This window comes from Idiomarina rhizosphaerae (assembly GCF_024159085.1).
In the GTDB taxonomy this organism is placed as follows: Bacteria; Pseudomonadota; Gammaproteobacteria; order Enterobacterales; family Alteromonadaceae; genus Idiomarina; species Idiomarina rhizosphaerae.
The window spans coordinates 480,345-502,526 of sequence record NZ_JAMZDE010000008.1 but is presented as its reverse complement, the minus strand read 5'-3'; the positions used below and the strand labels follow the sequence as shown (position 1 = coordinate 502,526).

17 protein-coding genes are annotated in these 22,182 nt (G+C 47.3%); 9 read left to right on the top strand and 8 right to left on the bottom strand.

Annotated features, from left to right (window positions below):
* Positions 1-68: 68 nt before the first annotated feature.
* Both NJR55_RS12705 and NJR55_RS12700 read left to right on the top strand, forming a co-directional pair.
* Entirely contained in the window at positions 69-3,149 is a 3,081-nt protein-coding gene (locus NJR55_RS12705; RefSeq protein ID WP_253620288.1) for an amidohydrolase family protein, read from the top strand.
* Complete coding sequence (locus tag NJR55_RS12700; protein ID WP_253620287.1) at positions 3,149-4,450, top strand: amidohydrolase family protein; 1,302 nt, start codon at positions 3,149-3,151, stop codon at positions 4,448-4,450. The genes NJR55_RS12705 and NJR55_RS12700 overlap by 1 nt, the downstream gene beginning before the upstream one ends.
* 98 nt (positions 4,451-4,548) lie before the next feature.
* On the opposite strand, the gene NJR55_RS12695 is transcribed toward NJR55_RS12700, so the two are convergent.
* Positions 4,549-5,343, bottom strand: a complete 795-nt coding sequence (locus tag NJR55_RS12695) for a response regulator (protein WP_253620286.1) — start codon at positions 5,341-5,343, stop codon at positions 4,549-4,551.
* 102 nt (positions 5,344-5,445) lie between these two features.
* Between NJR55_RS12695 and NJR55_RS12690 the strand changes: the two genes are divergently transcribed.
* Positions 5,446-5,751 carry an STAS domain-containing protein gene (locus NJR55_RS12690; protein WP_011234950.1) on the top strand — a complete coding sequence of 102 codons (306 nt, stop codon included), beginning with the start codon at positions 5,446-5,448 and terminating at the stop codon, positions 5,749-5,751.
* The gene (locus NJR55_RS12685; RefSeq protein ID WP_253620285.1) at positions 5,751-7,421 is read left to right on the top strand and encodes a SpoIIE family protein phosphatase; all 1,671 of its coding nucleotides are present in this window, start codon (positions 5,751-5,753) and stop codon (positions 7,419-7,421) included. The genes NJR55_RS12690 and NJR55_RS12685 overlap by 1 nt, the downstream gene beginning before the upstream one ends.
* Here NJR55_RS12685 and yciH read toward each other — a convergent pair.
* The 3 genes from yciH to NJR55_RS12670 all read right to left on the bottom strand — a co-directional run bounded on the left by yciH (position 7,402) and on the right by NJR55_RS12670 (position 9,214).
* Entirely contained in the window at positions 7,402-7,749 is a 348-nt protein-coding gene (yciH, locus tag NJR55_RS12680) for a stress response translation initiation inhibitor YciH (protein WP_253620284.1), read from the bottom strand. The two genes, NJR55_RS12685 and yciH, sit on opposite strands and share 20 nt — an antisense overlap.
* Positions 7,743-8,456, bottom strand: a complete 714-nt coding sequence (locus tag NJR55_RS12675; protein ID WP_253620283.1) for a hypothetical protein — start codon at positions 8,454-8,456, stop codon at positions 7,743-7,745. Before NJR55_RS12675 ends, yciH begins: the two co-directional genes overlap by 7 nt.
* 74 nt (positions 8,457-8,530) lie before the next feature.
* Positions 8,531-9,214: a sensor histidine kinase gene (locus NJR55_RS12670; RefSeq protein ID WP_253620282.1), complete on the bottom strand. Its 684-nt coding sequence runs from the start codon at positions 9,212-9,214 to the stop codon at positions 8,531-8,533.
* A 137-nt stretch (positions 9,215-9,351) separates the two neighbouring features.
* Between NJR55_RS12670 and cysB the strand changes: the two genes are divergently transcribed.
* The gene (cysB, locus tag NJR55_RS12665; protein WP_253620281.1) at positions 9,352-10,326 is read left to right on the top strand and encodes an HTH-type transcriptional regulator CysB; all 975 of its coding nucleotides are present in this window, start codon (positions 9,352-9,354) and stop codon (positions 10,324-10,326) included.
* Between the two features lie 22 nt (positions 10,327-10,348).
* Here cysB and NJR55_RS12660 read toward each other — a convergent pair whose 3' ends face one another.
* The 3 genes from NJR55_RS12660 to pabB all read right to left on the bottom strand — a co-directional run bounded on the left by NJR55_RS12660 (position 10,349) and on the right by pabB (position 13,812).
* Positions 10,349-11,722, bottom strand: a complete 1,374-nt coding sequence (locus NJR55_RS12660) for an L-serine ammonia-lyase (RefSeq protein ID WP_253620280.1) — start codon at positions 11,720-11,722, stop codon at positions 10,349-10,351.
* Positions 11,723-11,818: 96 nt separating this feature from the next.
* Positions 11,819-12,433, bottom strand: a complete 615-nt coding sequence (locus tag NJR55_RS12655) for a CoA pyrophosphatase (RefSeq protein ID WP_253620279.1) — start codon at positions 12,431-12,433, stop codon at positions 11,819-11,821.
* Positions 12,430-13,812, bottom strand: a complete 1,383-nt coding sequence (pabB, locus tag NJR55_RS12650; RefSeq protein WP_253620278.1) for an aminodeoxychorismate synthase component I — start codon at positions 13,810-13,812, stop codon at positions 12,430-12,432. The genes NJR55_RS12655 and pabB overlap by 4 nt, the downstream gene beginning before the upstream one ends.
* A 137-nt stretch (positions 13,813-13,949) precedes the next feature.
* On the opposite strand from pabB, the gene NJR55_RS12645 reads away from it, so the two are divergent.
* The gene (locus tag NJR55_RS12645; protein WP_110013827.1) at positions 13,950-15,473 is read left to right on the top strand and encodes a fumarate hydratase; all 1,524 of its coding nucleotides are present in this window, start codon (positions 13,950-13,952) and stop codon (positions 15,471-15,473) included.
* Positions 15,473-16,816, top strand: a complete 1,344-nt coding sequence (gene rmuC, locus NJR55_RS12640; protein ID WP_253620449.1) for a DNA recombination protein RmuC — start codon at positions 15,473-15,475, stop codon at positions 16,814-16,816. Before NJR55_RS12645 ends, rmuC begins: the two co-directional genes overlap by 1 nt.
* Before the next feature lie 25 nt (positions 16,817-16,841).
* Here the strand turns inward: rmuC and cysZ are convergent, their stop codons facing one another.
* Positions 16,842-17,582: a sulfate transporter CysZ gene (cysZ, locus tag NJR55_RS12635; RefSeq protein WP_253620277.1), complete on the bottom strand. Its 741-nt coding sequence runs from the start codon at positions 17,580-17,582 to the stop codon at positions 16,842-16,844.
* 145 nt (positions 17,583-17,727) lie between these two features.
* On the opposite strand from cysZ, the gene smc reads away from it, so the two are divergent.
* Positions 17,728-21,186 carry a chromosome segregation protein SMC gene (gene smc, locus NJR55_RS12630; RefSeq protein WP_253620276.1) on the top strand — a complete coding sequence of 1,153 codons (3,459 nt, stop codon included), beginning with the start codon at positions 17,728-17,730 and terminating at the stop codon, positions 21,184-21,186.
* Positions 21,187-21,210: 24 nt separating this feature from the next.
* The gene (zipA, locus tag NJR55_RS12625; protein WP_253620275.1) at positions 21,211-22,170 is read left to right on the top strand and encodes a cell division protein ZipA; all 960 of its coding nucleotides are present in this window, start codon (positions 21,211-21,213) and stop codon (positions 22,168-22,170) included.
* The last annotated feature ends 12 nt before the right edge of the window (positions 22,171-22,182 follow it).

Here is a 22,182-nt window from a genome sequence, read left to right as displayed (position 1 = left end):
TGTATAACAAAGTAACTTATCTAATGAGATAACTAAATGACAAAAATAAGTCAAAATGGGGACAATTCATGAAAAAAGTGCATCAGCTCAGTGCTTTGACGTTAGCGGTAACGTCGGTACTGACCGCTTCGGTTGCGGCTGATCAGACTTCCCGGACAAACGGGATGCGGGATAACACGCCAAGTCTGACGGCAATTCAGAATGCAACAATTATTACTGAGCCGGGAAAATCTATTACTAACGCCACTTTGGTTATTGAAAATGGCGCCGTTCAGTCAATTGAGCGCAATAATCGGGCTCCTGCAGGAGCGCGGGTGATTGACGGGACTGGATACACGATTTACCCGGGATTCATTGACCCCTACAGCAGCTACGGAATTAACGTTAGCAGTGAGCAAGAGCGTTCAGATACGCCAATTTATAACAATGAGCGTGAGGGTGGTAACGCGGCAAATGACGCGATTCACTCGCAAAAACATTGGTTCAGCGAATTTAAAACCAACTCTGAAGATGCGAATAAATGGGTGTCACAAGGCTTTACCAGTGTGCAGTCAGCTAACTTAGACGGCATTTTTCAGGGGCAGGCGGTAACGGTTTCTCTGGCAGATAAAATACCTAACGACGTTATTTACCAAAGTGAGGCAAAGCACTTCGGTTCATTTGATAAAGGCTCCTCACAGCAGCAGTACCCGTCATCTCTGATGGGCAGCATTGCGCTGGTCAGACAAACCTTATCTGATGCTAACTGGTATGAAAACTCTTATGGAAAGCAGTCGCATAATCAATCGGTTGAGTTTAATGCGGCGCTTGATTCACTGACAGATATCGAGAATACCGGGATTGTTTTTAAGGTCAGCGATGAGAAGTCATTGTTACGTGCTGATGATGTCTTTGATCAGTTTAAAGTGCCGTCGGTTTACGTTGCCTCAGGTTATGAATATGCGCGCTTAGACGCGGTAAAAAATGCCGGGAGTGATTTAATTCTTCCGCTTAATTTTCCGGCTGCACCAGATGTTGGCGGTGTTGATGCGCACCTCGACGTCGATTTAGCGAAACTGCGCCACTGGGAACGGGCTCCGTCTAATCCGGCGATGTTAGCTGAGGCTGGTGTGAACTTTGCTTTGACTTTACACGACCTGGAAAATGCGGAGAGCTTTTGGCCTAACCTGCGTAAAGCGGTTAAGTATGGCTTGAGCGAAGAGCAGGCTCTTGCTGCGTTGACGACTATTCCGGCGAAAATTGCCGGGGTAGATGACAAGGCCGGTAAGCTGGCTCAGGGCTACAAGGCCGACTTTGTTATGGTCAAAGGCGATTTGTTCGCGGATGGGACCATTCAGTCAGTTTGGTTGCAGGGTGAAGAAAACGAGCTGGTATCAAGGGATAAAGTCGATTTTGTTGGTAATTACAGCATGAAATTGAATGATCAGGATATCGAGATTGCAATTAAGCCTGGTGCAGCGCTAAGCGGTGAGGTTAAAGCAAATGAAAAGACCAGCGCTTTACGTCACGTTCAGTCTGGAAACCAGTCTTTGTCTTTTGTTGCCGACCTGGAAGCAGAACCCGCAGGAAGCTGGCGCTTCAAGCTGGAACCGGAAGCTCAGGGAGTGTTTTTAGTAACGGCGGTTTCTCCTCAAGGAGAGGAAGTCAGGTTAGAGGCTGAAATGGATTCCGCTGAAAGCGCGACTGAAACAAGCGCTGAAGCAGAGCCTGTGGAATATGTCAGCGAGCTGACTTTCCCGAATGTAGCATACGGCCTTGACGGTTTGCCGGAGCGTCAGGATGTTCTTATCCGTAACGTAACGGTCTGGACTGCAACTGACGACGGCATTCTTGAAGAAACTGATGTGCTGGTTCGAAATGGTGAATTTGCAGCTATTGGCAAAAACTTGTCTGCGGCGTCTCGCGTGACTGAAATTGATGGCGCAGGAATGCACTTAACTCCGGGAATTATCGACGAGCATTCACACATAGCTATTGAAGGTGGTGTTAACGAAGGTTCTGAAGCGGTGACATCTGAAGTCCGAATTGGTGATGTGGTTAATCCGGATGATATTCACATTTATCGTTCGTTGGCTGGTGGGACTACCATGGCACAGTTGCTGCACGGCTCAGCTAACCCTATTGGCGGTCAGGCACAAGTTATTAAGTTGCGCTGGGGAGCGGATGCTAATGTTATGAAGTTTGATGCAGCACCTAAATCTATCAAGTTTGCATTAGGCGAAAACGTTAAGCAGAGTAACTGGGGTGACAACATGACGGTTCGATACCCGCAAACTCGCCTGGGTGTTGAAACCATTATGCGCGACGCTTTCCAGGCTGCTCTTGAGTACCAGCAGCGGAAGCAAGCTTATGAACGTATGAGCCGTTCAGAACGTAATAAAGCTGCAGCTCCACGGCCGGATTATCGTCTGGAAACGCTACTGGAAATTCTGAACAGCGAACGTTTCGTTCATGCGCACTCTTACGTTGCGTCAGAAATTTTGATGTTAATGGAAGTTGCCGAGGACTTTGGTTTTACTCTGGATACCTTCACTCACATTCTGGAAGGCTACAAAGTAGCTGACGAAATGGCAGAGCATGGCGCCAGCGGTTCAACCTTTGCGGACTGGTGGGCTTATAAGTTCGAAGTTTATGATGCCATTCCACACAACGCGTGCCTGATGAGCGAACGAGGTGTGCTAACCAGTATTAATTCTGACAGTAACGATTTACAACGTCGTTTAAATACTGAAGCCGCTAAGTCTGTTCGTTATTGTGGTATGGATCCACACGAAGCGCTGAAAATGGTGACCATTAACCCGGCTAAACAGTTGAAAGTGGACAGTTATGTAGGGTCTGTTGAAAAAGGAAAACACGCCGATTTCGTGCTTTGGAGCCATTATCCATTAAGTGCTTATGCGCGAGCAGAGCAAACCTGGATTAACGGCCGTAAGTTCTTCGATCGTGAACTGGACAAGCAACGACAACAGGCAGTTAAACAAGAAAAGAACGCACTTATCCAAAAAGTTTTAGCGGCAGGTGATGATGCAAAAATAGGGGCTAAAGACGGTTATAAATCGGATCAGCCCACCTGGCACTGTGATACTGAACACGACTTTTGGTTAGATCACTTTACCGGTAAAGGGCATCAGCACGGAGGACAACACTAATGAATAAATTACTTACAACCGTTAGTGCCGCATTAGTCAGTGCGCTGACGCTTAATAGTGCTGCGGCACATGATGAAGTGCCGGGCGAAAAACAAAGCAACCCTATTGTACTTCAGGGGGGGACCTTGCATACCGTTTCTGATGGGGTGCTTACCAACTCAGACTTAGTGTTTGAAAACGGTAAAATCACCGCTATTGGGCAGGATGTCAGTATCCCGGATGGGGCTGAAGTTATCGATATTTCCGGCCAGCACGTGTATCCGGGAGTTATTGCCATGGATACCACTATTGGCCTGAATGAAATTGAGGCGGTACGGGCAACCCGCGACGCTCGCGAAGTGGGCGATGTGCACCCGGAAGTTGCCGGTCATATTGCGTTTAATGCAGATTCGGAAATTATCCCGACGGTACGTTACCACGGCATTACTCACGCTCAGGTAGCCCCTGAGGGCTCGCTGGTAGCCGGTCAGTCATCCTTAATGCACTTAGATGGCTGGAACTATCAGGACGCTCTGGTAGCCGGAGAAATAGGTGTGCACGTTTCCTGGCCGCGCACATACGTTGTGAATACCTGGTGGGAGAGCCGTTCACCTGAGGAACAACGTAAAGCGAACGAGGAATCCCGTCAGCAGTTAATGAAAGTCTTTGCTGACGCAAAGGCTTACTACGACGCGAAGCAGGCCGATCGTAAAATTGATCTGGATCAGCGTTGGGAGGCTATGGCGGGCTTGTTTGACGGCAGTAAGAAGCTGTACGTACACGCCGACGACAAACGTCAGCTGGAGCAGGCCATTGATACCAGTCAGGAGTATGGTTTTGAACTGGTGCTTATGGGAGCCAGAGATGCCTGGCGTATCGCCGATAAGTTAGCTGAGCTTAATGTTCCGGTTGTTTTTGGCTCACCTTACGGTCTGCCGGCCCGCAATGACGAAGGTTATGATCAGGACTTTGCCTCACCAGCGCGTTTGGCTGAAGCTGGAGTAAACTTTGCTATTTCTTATCCGGGTTACTGGGACGTACGTAACTTACCTTTTGCTGCCGGAAACGCGGTTGCGTTTGGTCTGGATCAACAGCAGGCTCTTGCGGCTATTACGTTGAAGCCAGCAGAGATTATGGGAGTTGCTGACAAGCTGGGCTCACTGGAAGTGGGTAAAAGCGCTTCACTGAGTGTGTCTGAAGGTGACTTACTTGATCCAATTGGACAAAAGTTAACGCATCTTTATATCGACGGACGCAAAGTAAGCTTAAGCAGCCGACATACCGAGCTTTACGAGAAGTATCGCCAGAAGCCATCTGAATAGCCGCTCTTTGGCTAGGTCTAAAACGAAAAAGCCCCTGTCAGTTCAACTGGCAGGGGCTTTTCATTTTAACGAACAAATATTAATTCTTAAATTCAGGCTCAGCTGTTTAATAAACGGGCGATGAGTTTTCTTAACGTTGCCGGTTCAAAGGGCTTGTCGGTTAAGGCATCGACACCGCTTTGCTTTACATTAGCAAGTTGTGGCTCGTTGGCGCGAGCAGTCACCATCAGTACCGGAGTGTGAGCATGTGCTGAGCTATTACGAATGTACTGAGTGAGTTCACTGCCGTTTACCTCCGGCATATGAAAATCGGTGACGATCAAGTCAAATTGATGTTCTGCTAAAATATCAATTGCCTGCTGGCCGTTCTCTGCCTCAACAAAGCTCTCAACACCGAGGTTTTCAAATACACGTCTTAAAACATGGCGCGAGGTCATGCTGTCATCAACAATCAATACCCGTAAATCTTCAACATCATAAAGTTCTAGATGAAGTGGCTCGGGTTCCATCATATCCATGGTGGCGGTAATGGCTCGTTGGAGCTGATCTGGCGTAAAAGGTTTTGGTAAAATGGCAATAATACCCGCTTGTTTGAACTGCTCCAGCTGGTCGGCACGATGTTCTGATGACACCAACATAAAATGTAAGGTATCTTTTAAATCGTTAGTATTAATGAATTCAATGAGTTCATGTGAAGTGCCATCAGAAAAATACATAGCGCTGGTGACGATATCGGGTTGCCAACGGAGTATTTCTTCTTTTGCTTCAGCAATGGTTGAAGCGCCACGGGTATGTTGAATGCCCGCCTGGTTCAGGTGCTGAGTAATTACTTTTCTTTGCACATCGGAAGGTTCGATAAGCAAAATACGGAGTTCGTCAAAGGCTATTGCCATAATCACATAATTAGGATTTATTGTGACCGAAAGAGTAGGGTATTCAGCAGATAAACTCAATCAGAAAATCTGTGTTATGCTCATTAAAAAAAAGAGGTGAGTATGAACGTTAGTCGCGACTTTTCAAATGATGGTAAGCAATTAGTTATTGCTATTAAAGGGAAATTTGATTTTAGCCTGGTACAGGAGTTTCGTCAGGCCTATAGCCATATTGGTGATTCACAGCCAACCGTAATTATCGACTTGAGGGAAACCGATTATCTGGACAGCTCGGCGCTCGGTATGCTGCTCAATATGCGTAAGTCTTTAGGCAGCAGTGTAAAAGGTATTCAACTGATTAATGCCAAGCCGGACGTGCGTCGTATTCTCGATATATCCCGCTTTGATAAGATGTTTGTTATTGCCTGATGAAGGTACTGATTGTCGATGATCAGCCTGCTAACCAGGTGATGCTGAGTGGCCTGATTAAACGCTTTGGTCATCAGGTCACCTGTGCTGATAACGGCATTGAGGCTATTGATATTTTCGCTAATCTGGCGCCAGACGTGGTGCTACTGGACGTTATGATGCCGGTTCTGGATGGCTTTCAGACCGCTCCCCGGCTAAAAGCTCTAAGCGGCGATGTCCATTTGCCGATTTTATTTATCACCGCATTGGATGATCAAGAAACCTTGTTGAAATGCCTTGAGGCTGGAGGGGATGACTTTATTAGTGTGCCTTTTGAGCCGGTTGTCCTGCAGGCAAAACTGAACGCGCACGCGCGGGTTCGCGAGTTGAGCTATTCCCTCAAAGGTAAAAACGAGACTCTGGCTTACCACTCTAACCGAATGGAGCGAGAGCAAAACGTTGTCAGGCACATGCTGGCTAACGCCCTGCAGGAAAACGAAACAGAATATCCGTTCTTAAAAACCTATCTTGCACCGGCCAGCGAGTTTAACGGTGACTTAGTTCTCTCTAAAGCAGGACCTCTGGGAAATTTTTATCTGTTTGTTGGTGACTTCACCGGACACGGGTTAGCACCCGCTACCGGCGCTCTTCCAGTTGCTCAAACCTTTTTTGATTCAGCTGAAAAAGGGCTCTCAATAGCTAACATGGTTGAAGAGTTTAACCGTAAACTAGTTAAGCTGTTACCCGATGACATGTTTTGTGCCGCTTTTGTTGCTGAGTTGTCTGCCAATGGTGAACGTTTAACTTATTGGAATGGTGGCATTCCTGATGCTCTGCTGATAAATGAAGCCGGAGCAGTCGAGAAGCGCCTGGTGCCTGAGCATATGGCATTGGGCATTTTGTCTCCGGAAGAGTTCAGTAGTCAGGTTAGCCATTGTTTTGTTGAGAAAAACACCCGCCTGATAACCTATACCGACGGTGTGGTGGAGATGACCAACAAGGCTGATGAGCGATTATCTGAACGGGGGTTCGAGGCGCTGTTGTTACGTTATGCCCGCGAGCGCGACTTTGAGGGGTTGGTTGGCTCATTCCAGACTTTTCAGCAAGGGCAAGAACAGTTTGATGACATTTCATTGGTGTGTCTGGATTGTGAAACCACCAACTTACCTGTTAATCAGCCTGATACCAATGTAACTCACTTACCTTTTCGGTTAGTGGTTTATTTAAAAGAAAATGAGATTAAAGGGCGCGATCCAATTATTAAACTGGTGGATTCTTTAAGCCATCTTGAAGGTATTCGCGCGCATAAAACAACCTTGTATTTATTGTTAGCAGAAGCTTTTAACAACACTCTGGAACATAGTGTTTTGCAGTTGGATTCGGGAATTAAAGAGACCGGGCATGGGTTCGATGAATATTACCGGACACGGGAAGCGCGTTTGGCTGTGTTAGAGGGCGTAGAGATAGAAATTGATATTGAATACAAGCCGGATAACCATTTGCTTTCGTTTAGTATCTCATCCAATAGCGAAAATGGTTTTTCGGAATATCAGCAAGTATCAGAAGATGATGAACAACAGGCATTTGGTCGTGGACTGCAGCTGATAAGAAACTTTTCAAGCCATGTTGAGTGGCGTGATGACGGGCGACGTCTGTATATTGAATACGACCTTAGCCGCCCGCACGCTTAACTTTATAGCCTTCCTTTTTTAACCAGCTTTCAATACTGTCTCGCTGGTCGCCTTGTAACTCTATTTCATACTCTTTAACTGCTCCACCGACACCACAGAGCTGTTTTAATTTTTTGGCTATCGACTTTAACTCTGTCTGCGGTTTATCCAGCCCAGTGACAATGGTTACTCCTTTGCCTTTTCGGCCTTTGGTTTCCCTGCGCAAGCGGACAATACCATCGCCTTCGGGAACGTCCTCTGGTTCAGGTTCCGGATCAATACGTCCCGAGTCTGTTGAGTATACCATTTGGCTCAGTTGGTCTTTCCAGTCCGGCATTTTACCTACCATTTTCTCTTAGGTTGGAACAGTTCTTCTAAATCGTCTTCTTTTTTGTGTTTTTCTTTGTCACGCGCATGAGCATCTTTTAGCTCTTGTGCAATTTGTTCCAGCGCTTTCTTAATCGATTGCTGGCGCGACGTAGTGTAGTCGTCGCTGAAACTCTGGTCTTCTATAGTGCGTAATGCTTTTTCATAATACTGTCTGGCGGAACCTAACATCTGACTCTCATAAGCATGACGGCCTCGACGTATTAAGGTTTCGATACTAATTTTCAGTTGCAACTTGGTCAAACGCTGATCTTCAACACTAAAAACATTGCTGTCCACCCGACCACGGGAATGCTCATTTCGTAAAGTAGAGCGCAACCGTTTGAGCCCATTGATCATTGCTATGATTTGTTTGTTATTTTCCGGGATCTCAAAGTCTTCACTGATTAACGAGGTGTCGTTACGGTCAACACTTTGTATGCGCTCTTCGTAATCCTGTATTCGCGCCTTATAGTCTTTTGACGGCGAGGCTGCGTTCATACCTTTAAGTATTTCTAACGCGCGACTATTAAGAACCACCAGCATGGATTTACCAATAGGGAAGAAGCTCGACATATGAATGAGATCTTCAATTTGTTCAAGCGAACTGCGAAAGCGCGCCAACTTCTTGCGCCGCTCTAGTTCTAAACGCTGTCTGTTCTGTTGTACCGCACCAACTATAATTGCCATTATTATTAGTAATATAATCAATGCGATGACAATGGTGTAAATCATATTACGCTCGTTAAGTTATAATTATTTTTTCAGGGTAATGTTAAAGAGAAAACACCACCACCTAAGTGTCCATTATTTTTCAGCTCGATAAAACCTTTTTTATTATTTCGTTCATGCGCGCTTGCTATCATCTGAGCAAAGTATAGACCTAACCCCGTCCGGGATTGCTGAATATCCAGTTGCTGTATCGGCATTGCGGCGTTCTCCAGCATACTAGCAGGAAAACCGTCGCCATTATCGTGAACCATAATACGACATCCACCATCTTCGATTATCTCTACTTTTATAAAGAGCTTATCGGCTGTGTAGCGCATTGCATTAATGATGATGTCATTAAGCAGATGAAAGATCAGATCTCTGTCGAACCAGCCTGACGCCGTTTCATCAATGTCGGTGCTGACAGTAATGTTCCGCTGTTCAAGATAGATCTCATTATTGAGCAACAGCTCTTCGACAAGTTCGTCGACGTGATGCTGGTCGCTATTCAGCGGTAAAGCGTTATTGTCGTTGCGGTAAAGCGTGAGCATTTGCATCAAACTTGAGTTGATACGCTGAGCCTCATAATGGACTTTCGCCATTTTTTCTGTTGCACTGCTGTCAGTGACCTGTTCTGATACTTCCTCTATCATCTGAATGAGTAAGCACAGTGAATTTTTCATGTCGTGCACTGAAGAAGCCAGGACGGTTGAAAAATCAAATGCGGGTTGGGTCATAGGCGACAGTTCCTGTGGTCCAAATAGAAGCCTCGACAAAATACTGTTGCGATAGCTTTTATATTTGTCATAGTTATCAAGATTATTATAGTATTTTCTTATATCACATTTAGCAAACTAGAGTGGCACGTTCCTCAATGAAATTACAGCAGTTACGCTACATTGTTGAAGTAACAAATCATAACCTGAATGTTTCTGCTACGGCTGAAAGCTTATTCACCTCGCAGCCTGGCATTAGTAAACAAGTCAGAATGCTGGAAGACGAGCTGGGCGTGCAGATATTTGGACGGACAGGCAAACACCTGACTCACATAACGCCAGCCGGTAAAGACATCATAGCGGTTGCTCAGCAGGTTCTGGATAACGTTCAGTCGATTAAGACAGTTGCTGCTGAACACACCTTGCCAAACCAAGGCAAACTCAACATTGCGACGACCCATACTCAGGCTCGTTATGCGTTGCCATCCGTTATTCAGCGGTTTATTCAGCAATATCCAAAAGTGTCATTGCATATGCATCAGGGGTCCCCGGAGCAAATTAGTGAAGCGGCAGCGAAAGGGCGGGCAGATTTTGCTATTGCGACCGAGGCGCTGCATTTATATCACGACCTCATTATGTTGCCCTGCTATCACTGGAACCGGTCTATTGTTGTGCCTAAATCACACCCGCTGACGCAACTGAGTAAGCTAACTATTGATGATATTGCTCAGTTTCCTTTGGTCACTTATGTGCATGGTTTTACCGGACGTTCCGAGTTGGATAAAGCCTTTACCAATGCGGGACATGAGCCAAAAATTGTCTTTACAGCAACCGATGCTGATGTGATAAAAACCTACGTCAGAATGGGGCTGGGTATTGGGGTTCTGGCCAGTATGGCTTACGACCCGAAAGAAGATACCGATTTAGTGGCCATACCTGCGGAGCATATGTTTGCTCATAGTACGACTAAGATAGGTTTCCGGCGCGGAACATTTTTACGTACTTATATGTACGACTTTATTGAGAATTTTGCACCGCACTTAACGCGCGATAGGGTGCAAAAAGCTACTCAGCTAAAAAGTCAGGATGAGATTGATAAACTATTTGATAGTTGCTCACTGCCGATGCGCTAAGCACCGGCAGTAGCATAAGCGATTAACATTCAATAATATTCACTGCCAAACCGCCGCGAGCGGTTTCTTTGTATTTGGTTTTCATATCGTTTCCGGTGTCCCACATGGTTTTAATCACTTTATCCAGAGACACTTTATGATCGCCTTCGCCTCGCATGGCTAAGCGGGCAGCATTAATAGCTTTAACCGAGCCCATGGCGTTTCGTTCAATACAGGGTACTTGTACTAAACCGCCCACAGGGTCACAAGTTAAACCCAGGTTATGTTCCATGCCAATTTCTGCAGCGTTTTCGACCCGAGATGGATCACCGCCCATAAATTCTGCCAGGGCGCCAGCGGCCATTGAACAGGCAACACCCACTTCACCCTGACAACCGACTTCAGCACCTGAAATTGAAGCATTTTTCTTATAAAGAATACCAATAGCGGCAGAGGTCAATAGAAAGCGCACCACGGCGTCTTCGTCCAGAGTTTCGATGAATCTGTCAGCGTAGCTCATTACTGCCGGTATGATACCGGCGGCTCCGTTAGTCGGGGCTGTTACAATGCGCCCGCCTGCGGCATTTTCTTCGTTAACGGCTAAAGCGTATAAATCGACCCAGTCCATGACTTGCATGGCATCGCTGGATTTTTCTTTCTTCAGTCGCTGATATAAAGACGATGCGCGGCGACGCACTTTAAGTCCACCCGGCAGAATCCCTTCAGTGGAGATACCGTTTTTGATGCTTTCCTGCATAGTGCGCCAAATCTTCATTAATCCGGCTCTAATATCCGCTTCACTGCGGAAGACTTTTTCGTTAGCCATCATTAATGAGCTCATACGCATGCCGTGCTCTTTGCAATGCGCCAGAAGGTCCGCAGCACTGTCAAACGGGTATGGAATAGGTTTCGACGACTGTTCTATCGCTTCTTCCAGCGTCTCGTCAAAATCTTCATCGCGCACAATGAAGCCACCGCCTATGGAGTAATACAAGTCGCTATAGATTACCTCACCGTCTTTCAGCAGTTTCAGTTCCATGGCGTTGGCGTGTTTGGGCATGGTTTTGCGGCGGTGAAAAGTAATTGCGCCTTCGCTGGGGAAGGAAACCTCATTCTCACCAAGCAAGTTCAGCTTTTCAGTCTTACGAGTTTGCTCCAGAAAATCTTCAACGGTGTCAGTGTCTACTGTTTCGGGAGTCTCACCGACCAGTCCAAGAATAACGGCTTTGCCGGTACCATGACCTTTACCCGTTTGGCCAAGTGAACCGAACAGTTCGACTTTTATTCCGTCCGCGTTATTTAAATGCCCTGATTTTTTTGCGGCATGCAAAAATTCATAGGCAGCTTTCATTGGCCCCACAGTATGAGAGCTGGAAGGACCAATACCAATTTTATAGATATCAAAAACGCTGATCATATTTATCCTTACCTGTCGCGCATGCTTATTCTGTTTATTATAGTATTGTCGCATGATTCATGTGGGGGGAAGCAAGTTTTAAGCAAAAATAAGTGGTCAGTTCAGTGGTCTGAAGTGATTTTTGCTGTCTGGTTGTAACTGCTCTGATAATTCACGCAAGATACCGGCGGTGGCGCCCCAAATATTTCGATGTTGCCAGGGGATGAAATACACGCGGTCGTAGATAAATTTCCGAATACGATAAACGTAGTGGTTCCCATGATCGAGAATATCGGCCAGCGGTACTTCAAAAATCTCAGCGACTTCACTTTCCTCGGCAACCAGCGGCTGTTGGGGTGAGACAAAAGCCACATAAGGGCGAATCATAAAATACGATAAGACAGGGTAGTCGTGCAAACGTCCTATGACTTCCACCTGACTGCGGGGCAGGCCAATTTCCTCTTCGGTTTCCCGCAATGCCGTGTCCAGTAAGTCGTTATCGGTTTCATCAAAGCGACCTCCGGGAAAGCTGATTTGACCCGCATGCTTGCGCAATTTGCTGGAGCGTCGGGTGAGTATGAGTGACAACCCATGCGGACGCTCAATAATTGGGATTAACACCGCTGCCGGGCGCAAACGTTTACGCAAAGGCTCATCAATTCGGCGCTCTACCGGCGGTGACGGGTGTAGGCTAAAGCGACGTATAAAATCAGCGCGGCTGTTAATGGTCATGAGGCTAACACCGGCAGTATGCGTGACACTTTGTCTTTGGTTTCCTGGTATTCATCCGCTGCTGTTGAGTCAGCGACCAGACCACCACCGGCCCAGCAATATAAGTGCTTATTTTCGGCGAGCAGCGTACGAATGGTAATACTGGTGTCGCTACGACCGTGCTGAGAAAAGTAGCCAATACTGCCGCAGTAAATATTACGTCGATGGGGCTCCAGCTCTTCAATAATCTGCATGGCCCGAATTTTTGGTGCGCCAGTAATAGAACCGCCCGGGAAAGCGCCGTTAAACAAACTTAATGCGGTGCGACCGGGCTGTAATTTACCTACTACTGTAGAAACCAGGTGATGCACCGCCGGAAAGCTCTCTATGGCAAACAAGCTTGGGGTTTTGATGCTGCCCGGCTCACAGTTTTTACTCAGGTCATTACGCAGCAAATCAACAATCATCAGGTTTTCCGCCCGGTCTTTTTCTGACGTTAGCAGGGCCTGCTGACTGGCCTGATCCTTGCGCGTATCGTCAAACCGCGGACGTGTACCTTTAATGGGTTTAGTTTCTACCTGACCTTCTGCATCGGTTAGTAAAAAGCGTTCCGGTGACAGGCTCAGAATAGCGCTACCGGGAAGACGCATAAAGGCAGAAAACGGTGCTGAATTAGCTTGTCGCAATTTAAGGTAAGCCGACCATTCACTACCTTGATAACGGGCTGAATATCGTTGCGCTAAATTAATTTGGTAGGCATCTCCGGCCAACAGATAGTTTTGCACTGCCGTAAACTTTTCTGTGTACTGACGCTCGTTCATATTGCTTTGCCAGTCGCTTAATAATTGAAAAGCTGGCGGTTTTTTTCTTGCCATGGGCTGACTCCAGAAGTCGCGAAGCTCTTCTGACTTATCTGCTGGCGCAACTAGCCAGACCGTGTTGGTCTGCCGGTCGATAATCAGTGCCTGGCTGTAATAGGCCAGTACCGCATCGGGAGACTGATAGATGTCTGCATTAAATTCCGGAATGACTTCCAGTGAGCGGCCATGATCATAACCCACCGCGCCGGCAAAACCGCCCTGAAAAGGCAGTTCAGCAGGGCCTGAATAATGACCTGCTAACTGATTCAATTGCTCGGCATAACGGCAAAGCTCGGCTGCATTTTCGGGGGCAGGCGGCAGTTCTAACGTGGCATCCGTTGCTACATTTAACTTGCCTGCTTTGCAGCTTAAAACCAGCTCTGGCTGTCGGAAGATAATATCGTAGGCACAGTTCTGGTGACTTTGTGCGGCAGAGTCCAGCAACAGTGCGTAGCTTTCATGCTGACAACGCTGAAACAACTCAATAGCTGAGGCCTCGCAATCAAGTTTTATCGCACAGAGATCCGGGAAAACACTCACATCATGCTCGCAATTCAGGCTGGTTATTCATTACCAATATACTACCACAGCAAATAATCGCCGGTCAGTGGCACTGGTCAGTTGTTAGCGAAAACGCTATTATAGCGCCACGCAAAAGTTAACCAAGAGGCAGTTCCATGACCACCATTCGTCAGGCCGATTTTATTGACAGTATTGCCGATGCGTTGCAGTACATTTCTTATTATCACCCACTGGATTTTATTAAAGCACTGGACGAGGCATACCAGCGAGAAGAGAGCGAAGCGGCGAAAAACGCCATTGCTCAGGTATTAACCAATTCACGCATGTCAGCTCAGGGCCACCGCCCTATTTGTCAGGATACCGGTATTGTGACCTGCTTTGTGAAAGTGGGCATGGGCGTGCAGTGGGATAAAACCGACCTGACCGTTCAGCAAATGGTGGATGAAGGCACTCGTCGTGCTTACAACAACCCGGACAACCCACTGCGTGCCTCTATTGTGGCTGACCCGGCGGGAGCCCGTAAAAACACCGGCGATAACACGCCAGCTGTGGTGCATATTGATATGGTGGCGGGCAATGAAATTGAAGTAATGATTGCCGCTAAAGGTGGCGGTTCTGAGAATAAATCGAAAATGGCCATGTTGAACCCCAGCGACTCTATTGCCGACTGGGTTGTTGAAACTTTGCCGAAGATGGGCGCTGGCTGGTGTCCACCGGGTATGCTGGGTATAGGTATTGGTGGTACCGCAGAAAAGTCTGCGGTGTTGGCAAAAGAATCACTAATGGAGTCTGTTGATATCCATGAGTTGATTGAACGTGGTCCGCAAAATGCCGAAGAAGAGCTGCGCTTAGAAATCTTTAACCGCGTTAACGCATTAGGTATTGGTGCACAGGGTTTAGGTGGTTTAACAACGGTGCTGGATGTGAAAATTAAGTCACTACCAACCCACGCAGCCTCTAAGCCGGTGACCTTAATTCCAAACTGCGCAGCCACCCGTCACGTGCACTTTACGTTAGACGGCAGTGGCGCAGCCGATTTAACCCCGCCGAAACTAGAAGACTGGCCGGATGTCACCTTTGAGCTGGGTGATGACGCACGCCGTGTGAACCTGGATGAAGTGACTAAAGAAGACATTCAGGACTGGAAAATGGGTGAAACCGTGCTCTTGTCCGGTAAGTTGCTGACCGGTCGTGATGCTGCGCACAAACGGATTAAAGGTATGCTGGATAACGGCGAAAAACTACCTGTCGATTTTAATAACCGTTTTATTTATTACGTAGGCCCGGTAGATCCAGTGGGTGACGAAGTCGTTGGTCCGGCTGGCCCGACAACCTCTACGCGTATGGATAAATTCACTGACCAGATGCTTGAAGAAGCCGGTATTATTGGCATGGTTGGTAAAGCAGAGCGTGGCCCTGAAGCTGTGGAAAGTATTCGTAAGCACAAAGCGGTTTATCTAATGGCCGTTGGCGGCGCGGCTTATCTGGTAGCAAAAGCCATTAAAAAGTCCCGTGTGGTGGCTTTTGAAGACTTGGGTATGGAAGCTATTTACGAATTTGAAGTAGAAGATATGCCGGTCACTGTTGCTGTGGATAGCGACGGTCAAAACGCGCATACTCAAGGCCCTGCTATCTGGAAAGCAAAAATTGCAGACCTTAATGAAAAATTAGGAGCTTAATTATGTCGCTGGCACTGTGGCAATGGATGGCAATAATTGGAGTGCCGGTTGTGACCGTAATTGCGGCGTTGTTATTGCTTTGGCAACAGCAGCGCCGTTTGCGTTTACAGGCAGAGCAACAAAATGCGGCACTGGAGCAAGACGCGGGCATTCTTCGCGAGCGCGTCGATGAACTTCAGCTCGAAGTTTATGAAAAAGACAGCCGCTTGCGTGAAACTCTGGCCAGAGCTGAACATGAGCAAAAAACGGCGGAAGAAAAGCTGAACTTGCTGAAGGTTAGCGAAGAACGTCTGACTCAGCAGTTTGAAAATTTAGCCAACCGTATTTTTGATGAGAAGTCCAAAGGGCTGCAGCAGCATCACCAGCAGTCGTTGCAGGCAACATTAGAGCCGTTCAAACAGCAAATTGATGCGTTTAAAAAGCAAATCACCCAGCAATACACCGATGAAACCAAAGAGCGCTCGGCACTTAAAAATGAAGTGATGTCGCTTAAGGACTTAAATCGCCAAATGGCGTCTGAAGCTGAAGCCTTAACCCGGGCATTAAAAGGCGACACCAAGCAACAGGGCAACTGGGGCGAAGTGGTACTGGAGCGTATTCTGGAGCAGTCTGGCCTGCGTGAAGGGCACGAGTATCAGACTCAGGAACATCACCGCGATGAAGACGGTAAGTCGTTCAAGCCGGATGTGATTGTGCATTTGCCGAACAAAAAAGACGTGGTCATCGACTCAAAAGTGAGTTTGTCGGCCTACGAGCGGTATTTTAATTCTGACGACGATGCAGACCGCGAACGGGCATTAAACGAGCACGTTCAGTCGCTTAAACAACACATAAAACAGTTGGGTAAAAAGAGCTATCACCAACTGGAAGGGCTGCGCACGCTGGATTATGTGCTGATGTTTATTCCGATTGAACCGGCATTTTTGCTGGCGGTTGACCGTGATCCGGAGCTTATTCGGCTGGCGCTGGATAACCAGATTATGCTGGTCAGTCCGACTAATCTACTGGTTGCGCTGCGCACGGTGCATAACATCTGGCAGTATGAGTATCAGAATCAGAATGCTGAAAAAATAGCGACTGATGCGGCGCGTTTGTACGACAAGTTTGTGGGCTTTGTGGAAGACTTAGAAAAAATTGGTAACGGCTTACAAACTCTGGATAACCGCTATCAGGAAGCCATGAAGAAACTAAGCACCGGCCGTGGTAACCTCATTGGGCGGGTGGATAAATTTCGCCAAATGGGTGTGCAGACTAATAAGCGGTTGAACCCGGATTACCTCGATTCCGACGAAACCAATCCGGAAGGCATAGAATCTGATGGTGCAGATAAGAAAAACGACTGAGCCCAAGCTCAGTCGTTTGCTTTTATCAACTTAATGCGCTGCGACGATAATGATCAACCCACAGTGAGGTTGCTCCACAAACTGCCAGCGGCATAATAATCAGATTAATTAGCGGTATCATGGTCAGCACGGTTACCCCGAATCCAAACCCTAGCGTTTTACCGCGTTGCCGGTGTAATTCAGAACGCATGCGCGGAAATGACAGTTTGTGGTTGTCGAACGGATAATCCAGATACTGTATCGACATCATCCAGCAGACAAAGATATACCAAAGCACCTGCCCAATAACCGGAATAACCAGCGACAACAAAAAGAAGCCGAGCGCCCGCGGAATGTAGTACATAAGTTTTTGCATTTCGCGTTTTAGCGTACGCGGAATATCTTTAAACAGACCCAGGAACCCCTCGTCGCCTAAGCTCTCGCCACTTTCATAGCGCTCTACTTTTTCCGCCAGAAGCCCATTAAAAGGGGCGGCAATTAAATGCATGATGGTACTAAAAATAAACGAAAAGAGCGCAATAATGGTAATAACCGCCAGCGGCCATAAAATAAACTCGAGCCACTGGAAAAAGTCGGGTAACCAGCCCATAAATTGTTCCAGCCAGTAGTCCACCTCAGCATACAACCAACTGAAAGCAAGTGAGAACAGGATAAGGTTGGTCAGAATAGGCACCACAACATAGCGGCGCAAACCTTTGGTTCGAATAAGTTCTAAGCCGCGTCCTATGTAAGCTAATCCCGAATTGCTGTAGGCTGCTTTTTGCATGAAAACTCCAGAGCTTTTAATTTGCTTAGTATAATAAGGCAATACAATGGCAATGTGCGGGCTAAATTGTTACAAATGGCTACCGGATCTGCTAGAGTCTTGTGATAATAAACCGCCGTATTAAATTGATAATAAAAACAACTGAATGCGCCTAAAACACATCAAATTAGTTGGCTTTAAATCCTTTGTGGATCCAACCAAAGTTCCTTTCCCTGACCAAATGACTTGCGTTGTCGGTCCGAACGGCTGTGGTAAATCCAATGTGATTGATGCCGTGCGCTGGGTGCTGGGTGAAAGTTCAGCAAAAAACCTGCGTGGCGACGCGATGAGCGATGTCATTTTTAATGGCTCAAGTGCCCGTAAACCGGTTTCTCAGGCCAGTGTTGAACTGGTGTTTGATAACAGCTCTGGTCGCATTCAGGGTGAGTACGCGGCTTTTAATGAGATTTCCGTTAAGCGTCTGGTGACCCGTGACGGCCAGTCGAACTACTTTTTGAACGGCAGCCGCTGCCGTCGCCGTGATATTACCGACTTATTTCTGGGAACTGGCCTGGGTCCGCGCAGCTACGCCATTATTGAACAGGGTATGATTTCCCGCCTGATTGAATCACGCCCGCAGGAACTGCGCGTTTTTATTGAAGAAGCCGCAGGTATTTCAAAATACAAAGAACGTCGCAAAGAAACTGAGAACCGGATGCTGCACACGCGTGAGAATCTGGAACGGCTGAGTGATGTTCGCGAAGAACTTGGCCAGCAGTTGGAGAAACTGGAACGTCAGGCTGCGGCTGCTATTCGCTATAAAGAATTGAAAGCCAGTGAGCGTAAATTTAAAGCTGAACTGCAGGCTCTACGCTGGCTGAAACTGGACAATCAACGACAGCAGTTGCAAGCGCAGTATGCAGAACAGCAAACGGAGCTTGAACGTTGGCAGGCACAGCAAAGCGGTGATGAGCGGGGTGCCATTGAACTGAAAGAGCAGGCCGAAGAGGCGCGTGATAAGGTTGAACAGTCGCAGGAAAAGATGTTCTCAGTGGGGAATGAAATTACCCGTATTGAGCAAACTCTGAAACATCAGCAAGAGTTAAAAGAGCAACGCAGCCAGCGGCAACAACAGTTGAATGAAGAAATTGCTCAGTTAGATGAGCAACTGGCGGATGATCGCCTGCAAAGAGAACAACTGGAAGAACAGCAACTGCTGCTTGAGCCACAGCTGGAGCAGGTTGAAGAACAGCTTGAAAGCGTGTCAGAGCAGTCTCAACAAGCGAATGAGAAGTGGCGGCAATGGCAGCAGCAACAAAGACAACAGCAGCAACAGCAACGTGATGTTGAGAAACAGCAACAGCAGGCACAATTGAAGCTGCAAGAGCTCAAACAAAGCCAGCAATATGCGCTACAACAAGTAGAGCAACTCCAAACTCAGCAACAGGACTTACTGCGGCAGAAACAGGCACTATCCGTTGACGAGAATGAACAGGCGATAGCGGAATTAAAGCATCAACTGGAGCACAAAGAGCTTCAGTATCAGCAGAGTAAGCAGCAACTGCAGGAGCTTCAACAAGCGTTTAAAGAACAGCAGGAACAACATCGACAGACTCAGCAGCAGCAAGATAAAGCTCAGGCTCAGTTAACGGCCATTGAGCAACTGCTGGAAGGGAAGCAAAATAACGATAGTCGCAGTGAAAAATGGTTACAGGAGAAGTATCCAGACAGCCTGAAGGTGAGGGAATTACTGCAGGCTGAAAGTGGCTGGGAAATGGCGGTTGAACAGTTGGCTTACGACTGGCTGGATGCCGTGGTTCTGGAACAAGCTCCGGAAGAATTAGAAGCGGTTTCTGGTGTGAAATTGGTTTGGCCTGAGAGTGGACAAGAGCCTGAAAGCTGGTCTCTGGCCAGTAAAGTCAAAGGTCCACTGCGTTATTGGGCGCCGCTGCAGCAGTGTCTGGCAATTGATACAGAGAAAAGTGCGGGGCAGCAGCTGCAACAGAGCGATGCCAGTTTTGCGGTGTCGAAAGCCGGTAACTGGTATTGGCAGGATGGTTTTATCGCGGCTCGTGTTGATGAGGATAATAGTGTTCTTCATCTTCATAAGCAGCGCGAAACTTTATTAGAGCAGCTTGAGGTGCTGGCTGCCAAGTTGTCTGAAAGCGATCAGCAGTTGCAGCGAACCGAGACGCAGCTTGAGCAGGCACAAGAAAGGCTGGAGCAGGTTCAGCAGCAGGTCCAACAGATTCTTAACGAGCAAGGTAAAGTTGAAGAGCGGCTGCAGTGGAACTTACAGCAGGCCGAGCAAATACAGCAGCAGTTAACGAGCCTGCAAGATAAGCAGCAAGAGCAACGATTGTATGCGGAAAATGCCGCTGAGCAGCAACAGCAAATTGAAATGCAGTTGGAAGAGTATGAACTGTTACTGGAGCAAACGGAGCAGGTTGACGAGGACTACGGTGAACAACTGGAGTCTCAAGTTCGAGCCGGAGATGAACAGTTACAGCAACTGCGCAGCCAACAGCAGCAGATGACATTGCAACAACAGAATTTGCAGGCTCAGTCTGAGCAGTTACAGAAGCTACTGCAACGCAGTGAGCAGCGCTATCAACAGCTTCTACAGGAACGAAATGAGCAAAAAAATGCGGACACTGATGAGAATCAAAATACGCTTGATGAGCAATTAACGGAGCTATTGGATAAGCGGGGCGAGGTTGCGGAACAATTGCAGGAGCAACGCCAGCAATTGTCGCGGTTAGAGCACGACTTGCAGCAAATAACTCAGGGACAATCTGCAATTCAGACAAAAATAGGCCAGGCCAAAGAGGCAATGCAGAGTACTGAGATTGAGCAGGTTAAATTGCAGGAACGCAGTCAGGCTGTGTTGGAAACGCTGGCTGAAACAGGCCTTAAATTGAAAGATATACTGGAAGAGCTTTCCTCCGACGCTGACGAAAAGCCGTGGCTTCAAGAGCTGGAGTCAATACAGAATAAGATAAAACGCTTAGGGGCAATTAACCTGGCGGCAATTGATGAAGCCGAAGCGCAAAGAGAACGTAAACAGTACCTCGACCAGCAAGTGGATGATCTATCATCGGCGTTAGACACTTTAGAAGCGGCGATTCGTAAGATTGATAAAGAAACGCGACATAGGTTTAAAACCACTTTTGATGCGATAAACCATGATTTACAAATTCTGTTTCCGAAAGTTTTTGGTGGTGGCAGTGCCACGCTCGAACTTACCGATGACGATTTACTGGAAACGGGCGTTACCATTATGGCTAGGCCACCGGGCAAGAAAAACAGTACAATTCATTTGCTTAGCGGTGGAGAAAAGGCACTGACCGCATTATCATTGGTATTCGCGATATTTCGCTTGAATCCGGCACCTTTTTGCCTGTTAGATGAGGTTGATGCGCCATTAGATGATGCCAACGTAGGACGGTTCTGTCGTTTGGTGAGTGAAATGTCGGAATCGGTACAATTTATTTATATCAGCCACAATAAAGTGGCAATGGAAATGGCTACCCATCTGGCAGGGGTAACAATGCAGGAAGCGGGCGTTTCGAGATTGGTAGCGGTTGATGTTGAACAGGCTGTGGCGATGACAGACGCCGGATAACAAAATAAGCTTGATGGAGCAAAAATGGGCAGTTTACAAATAACCCTCAGTATTCTTGGGATCCTGGCAATCGCAGGTATTGTTGCGCATGGCGTATGGAAGATACGTAAAGGTAACCAGCAACAACGACAGCGTGAACAACGAGTTGCAGAGAATCGTCAGCAGCAATCGTCCGGTTTTGATGACGACGGCATTGGCGAAGTTCGGATTTTAAAGAAAGAGAGTTCAGATGACGGCTACAACCATGACCAAGCCGTTGAGCTAAAAGCAAAAACATCGTCGCACAGTAATGTGAGAACACAGGACAATGATGCCGAGGCTGTCGAGCAAATGTCGATGGACCTTAGCAATGATGACGATATGTCTGACTCATTACCCTCTATGCGTGTCAGCAATGATGAAACGGTTGAAGTAGAGCAAACTGAGCTTAAGTTTGATGGGGATGTTCCTTCAGAGCCGGATGACTCTTATAAAAGTGCCGCCGAACAGAGCTCTGTGCAAGAGTCAGCGCTTGAGCCAGAAACCGAACCAGAGGTTAGTGCGGATACGGCTGATGATTTTGAGTCGGTTCCGGAAGAAGTTATTGCCTTACATGTTAAAGGGCCAGTACAGGGCGCAGTATTGCTGCAAATGATGACCGAGCTGGGCTGTAAGTTTGGCGAACTGGGTATTTTCCATCGCTATGAAAATACCGCAGGCACCGGACCAATGATTTTTAGTGTTGCCAACATGTTCAATCCTGGCACGTTTGACCTGGATAACATGGAGAACTTTGAAACCGATGGTGTCGCGTTTTTTATGGCCTTACCCATGAAATTTGACGGTCAGCAGGCCTTTAATATGATGTTGAACGCGGCTAAAAAACTCGCTACCGAAATTCCTCAGGGGCAGGTTCTGGATGGCCAGCGCCAATTATTGACCCGCCAGTCGATTCACGAAGCACGCCAGCGTATTCGTGAATTTGAACGTAAACACTCAGCTTAATTACAGGTCATT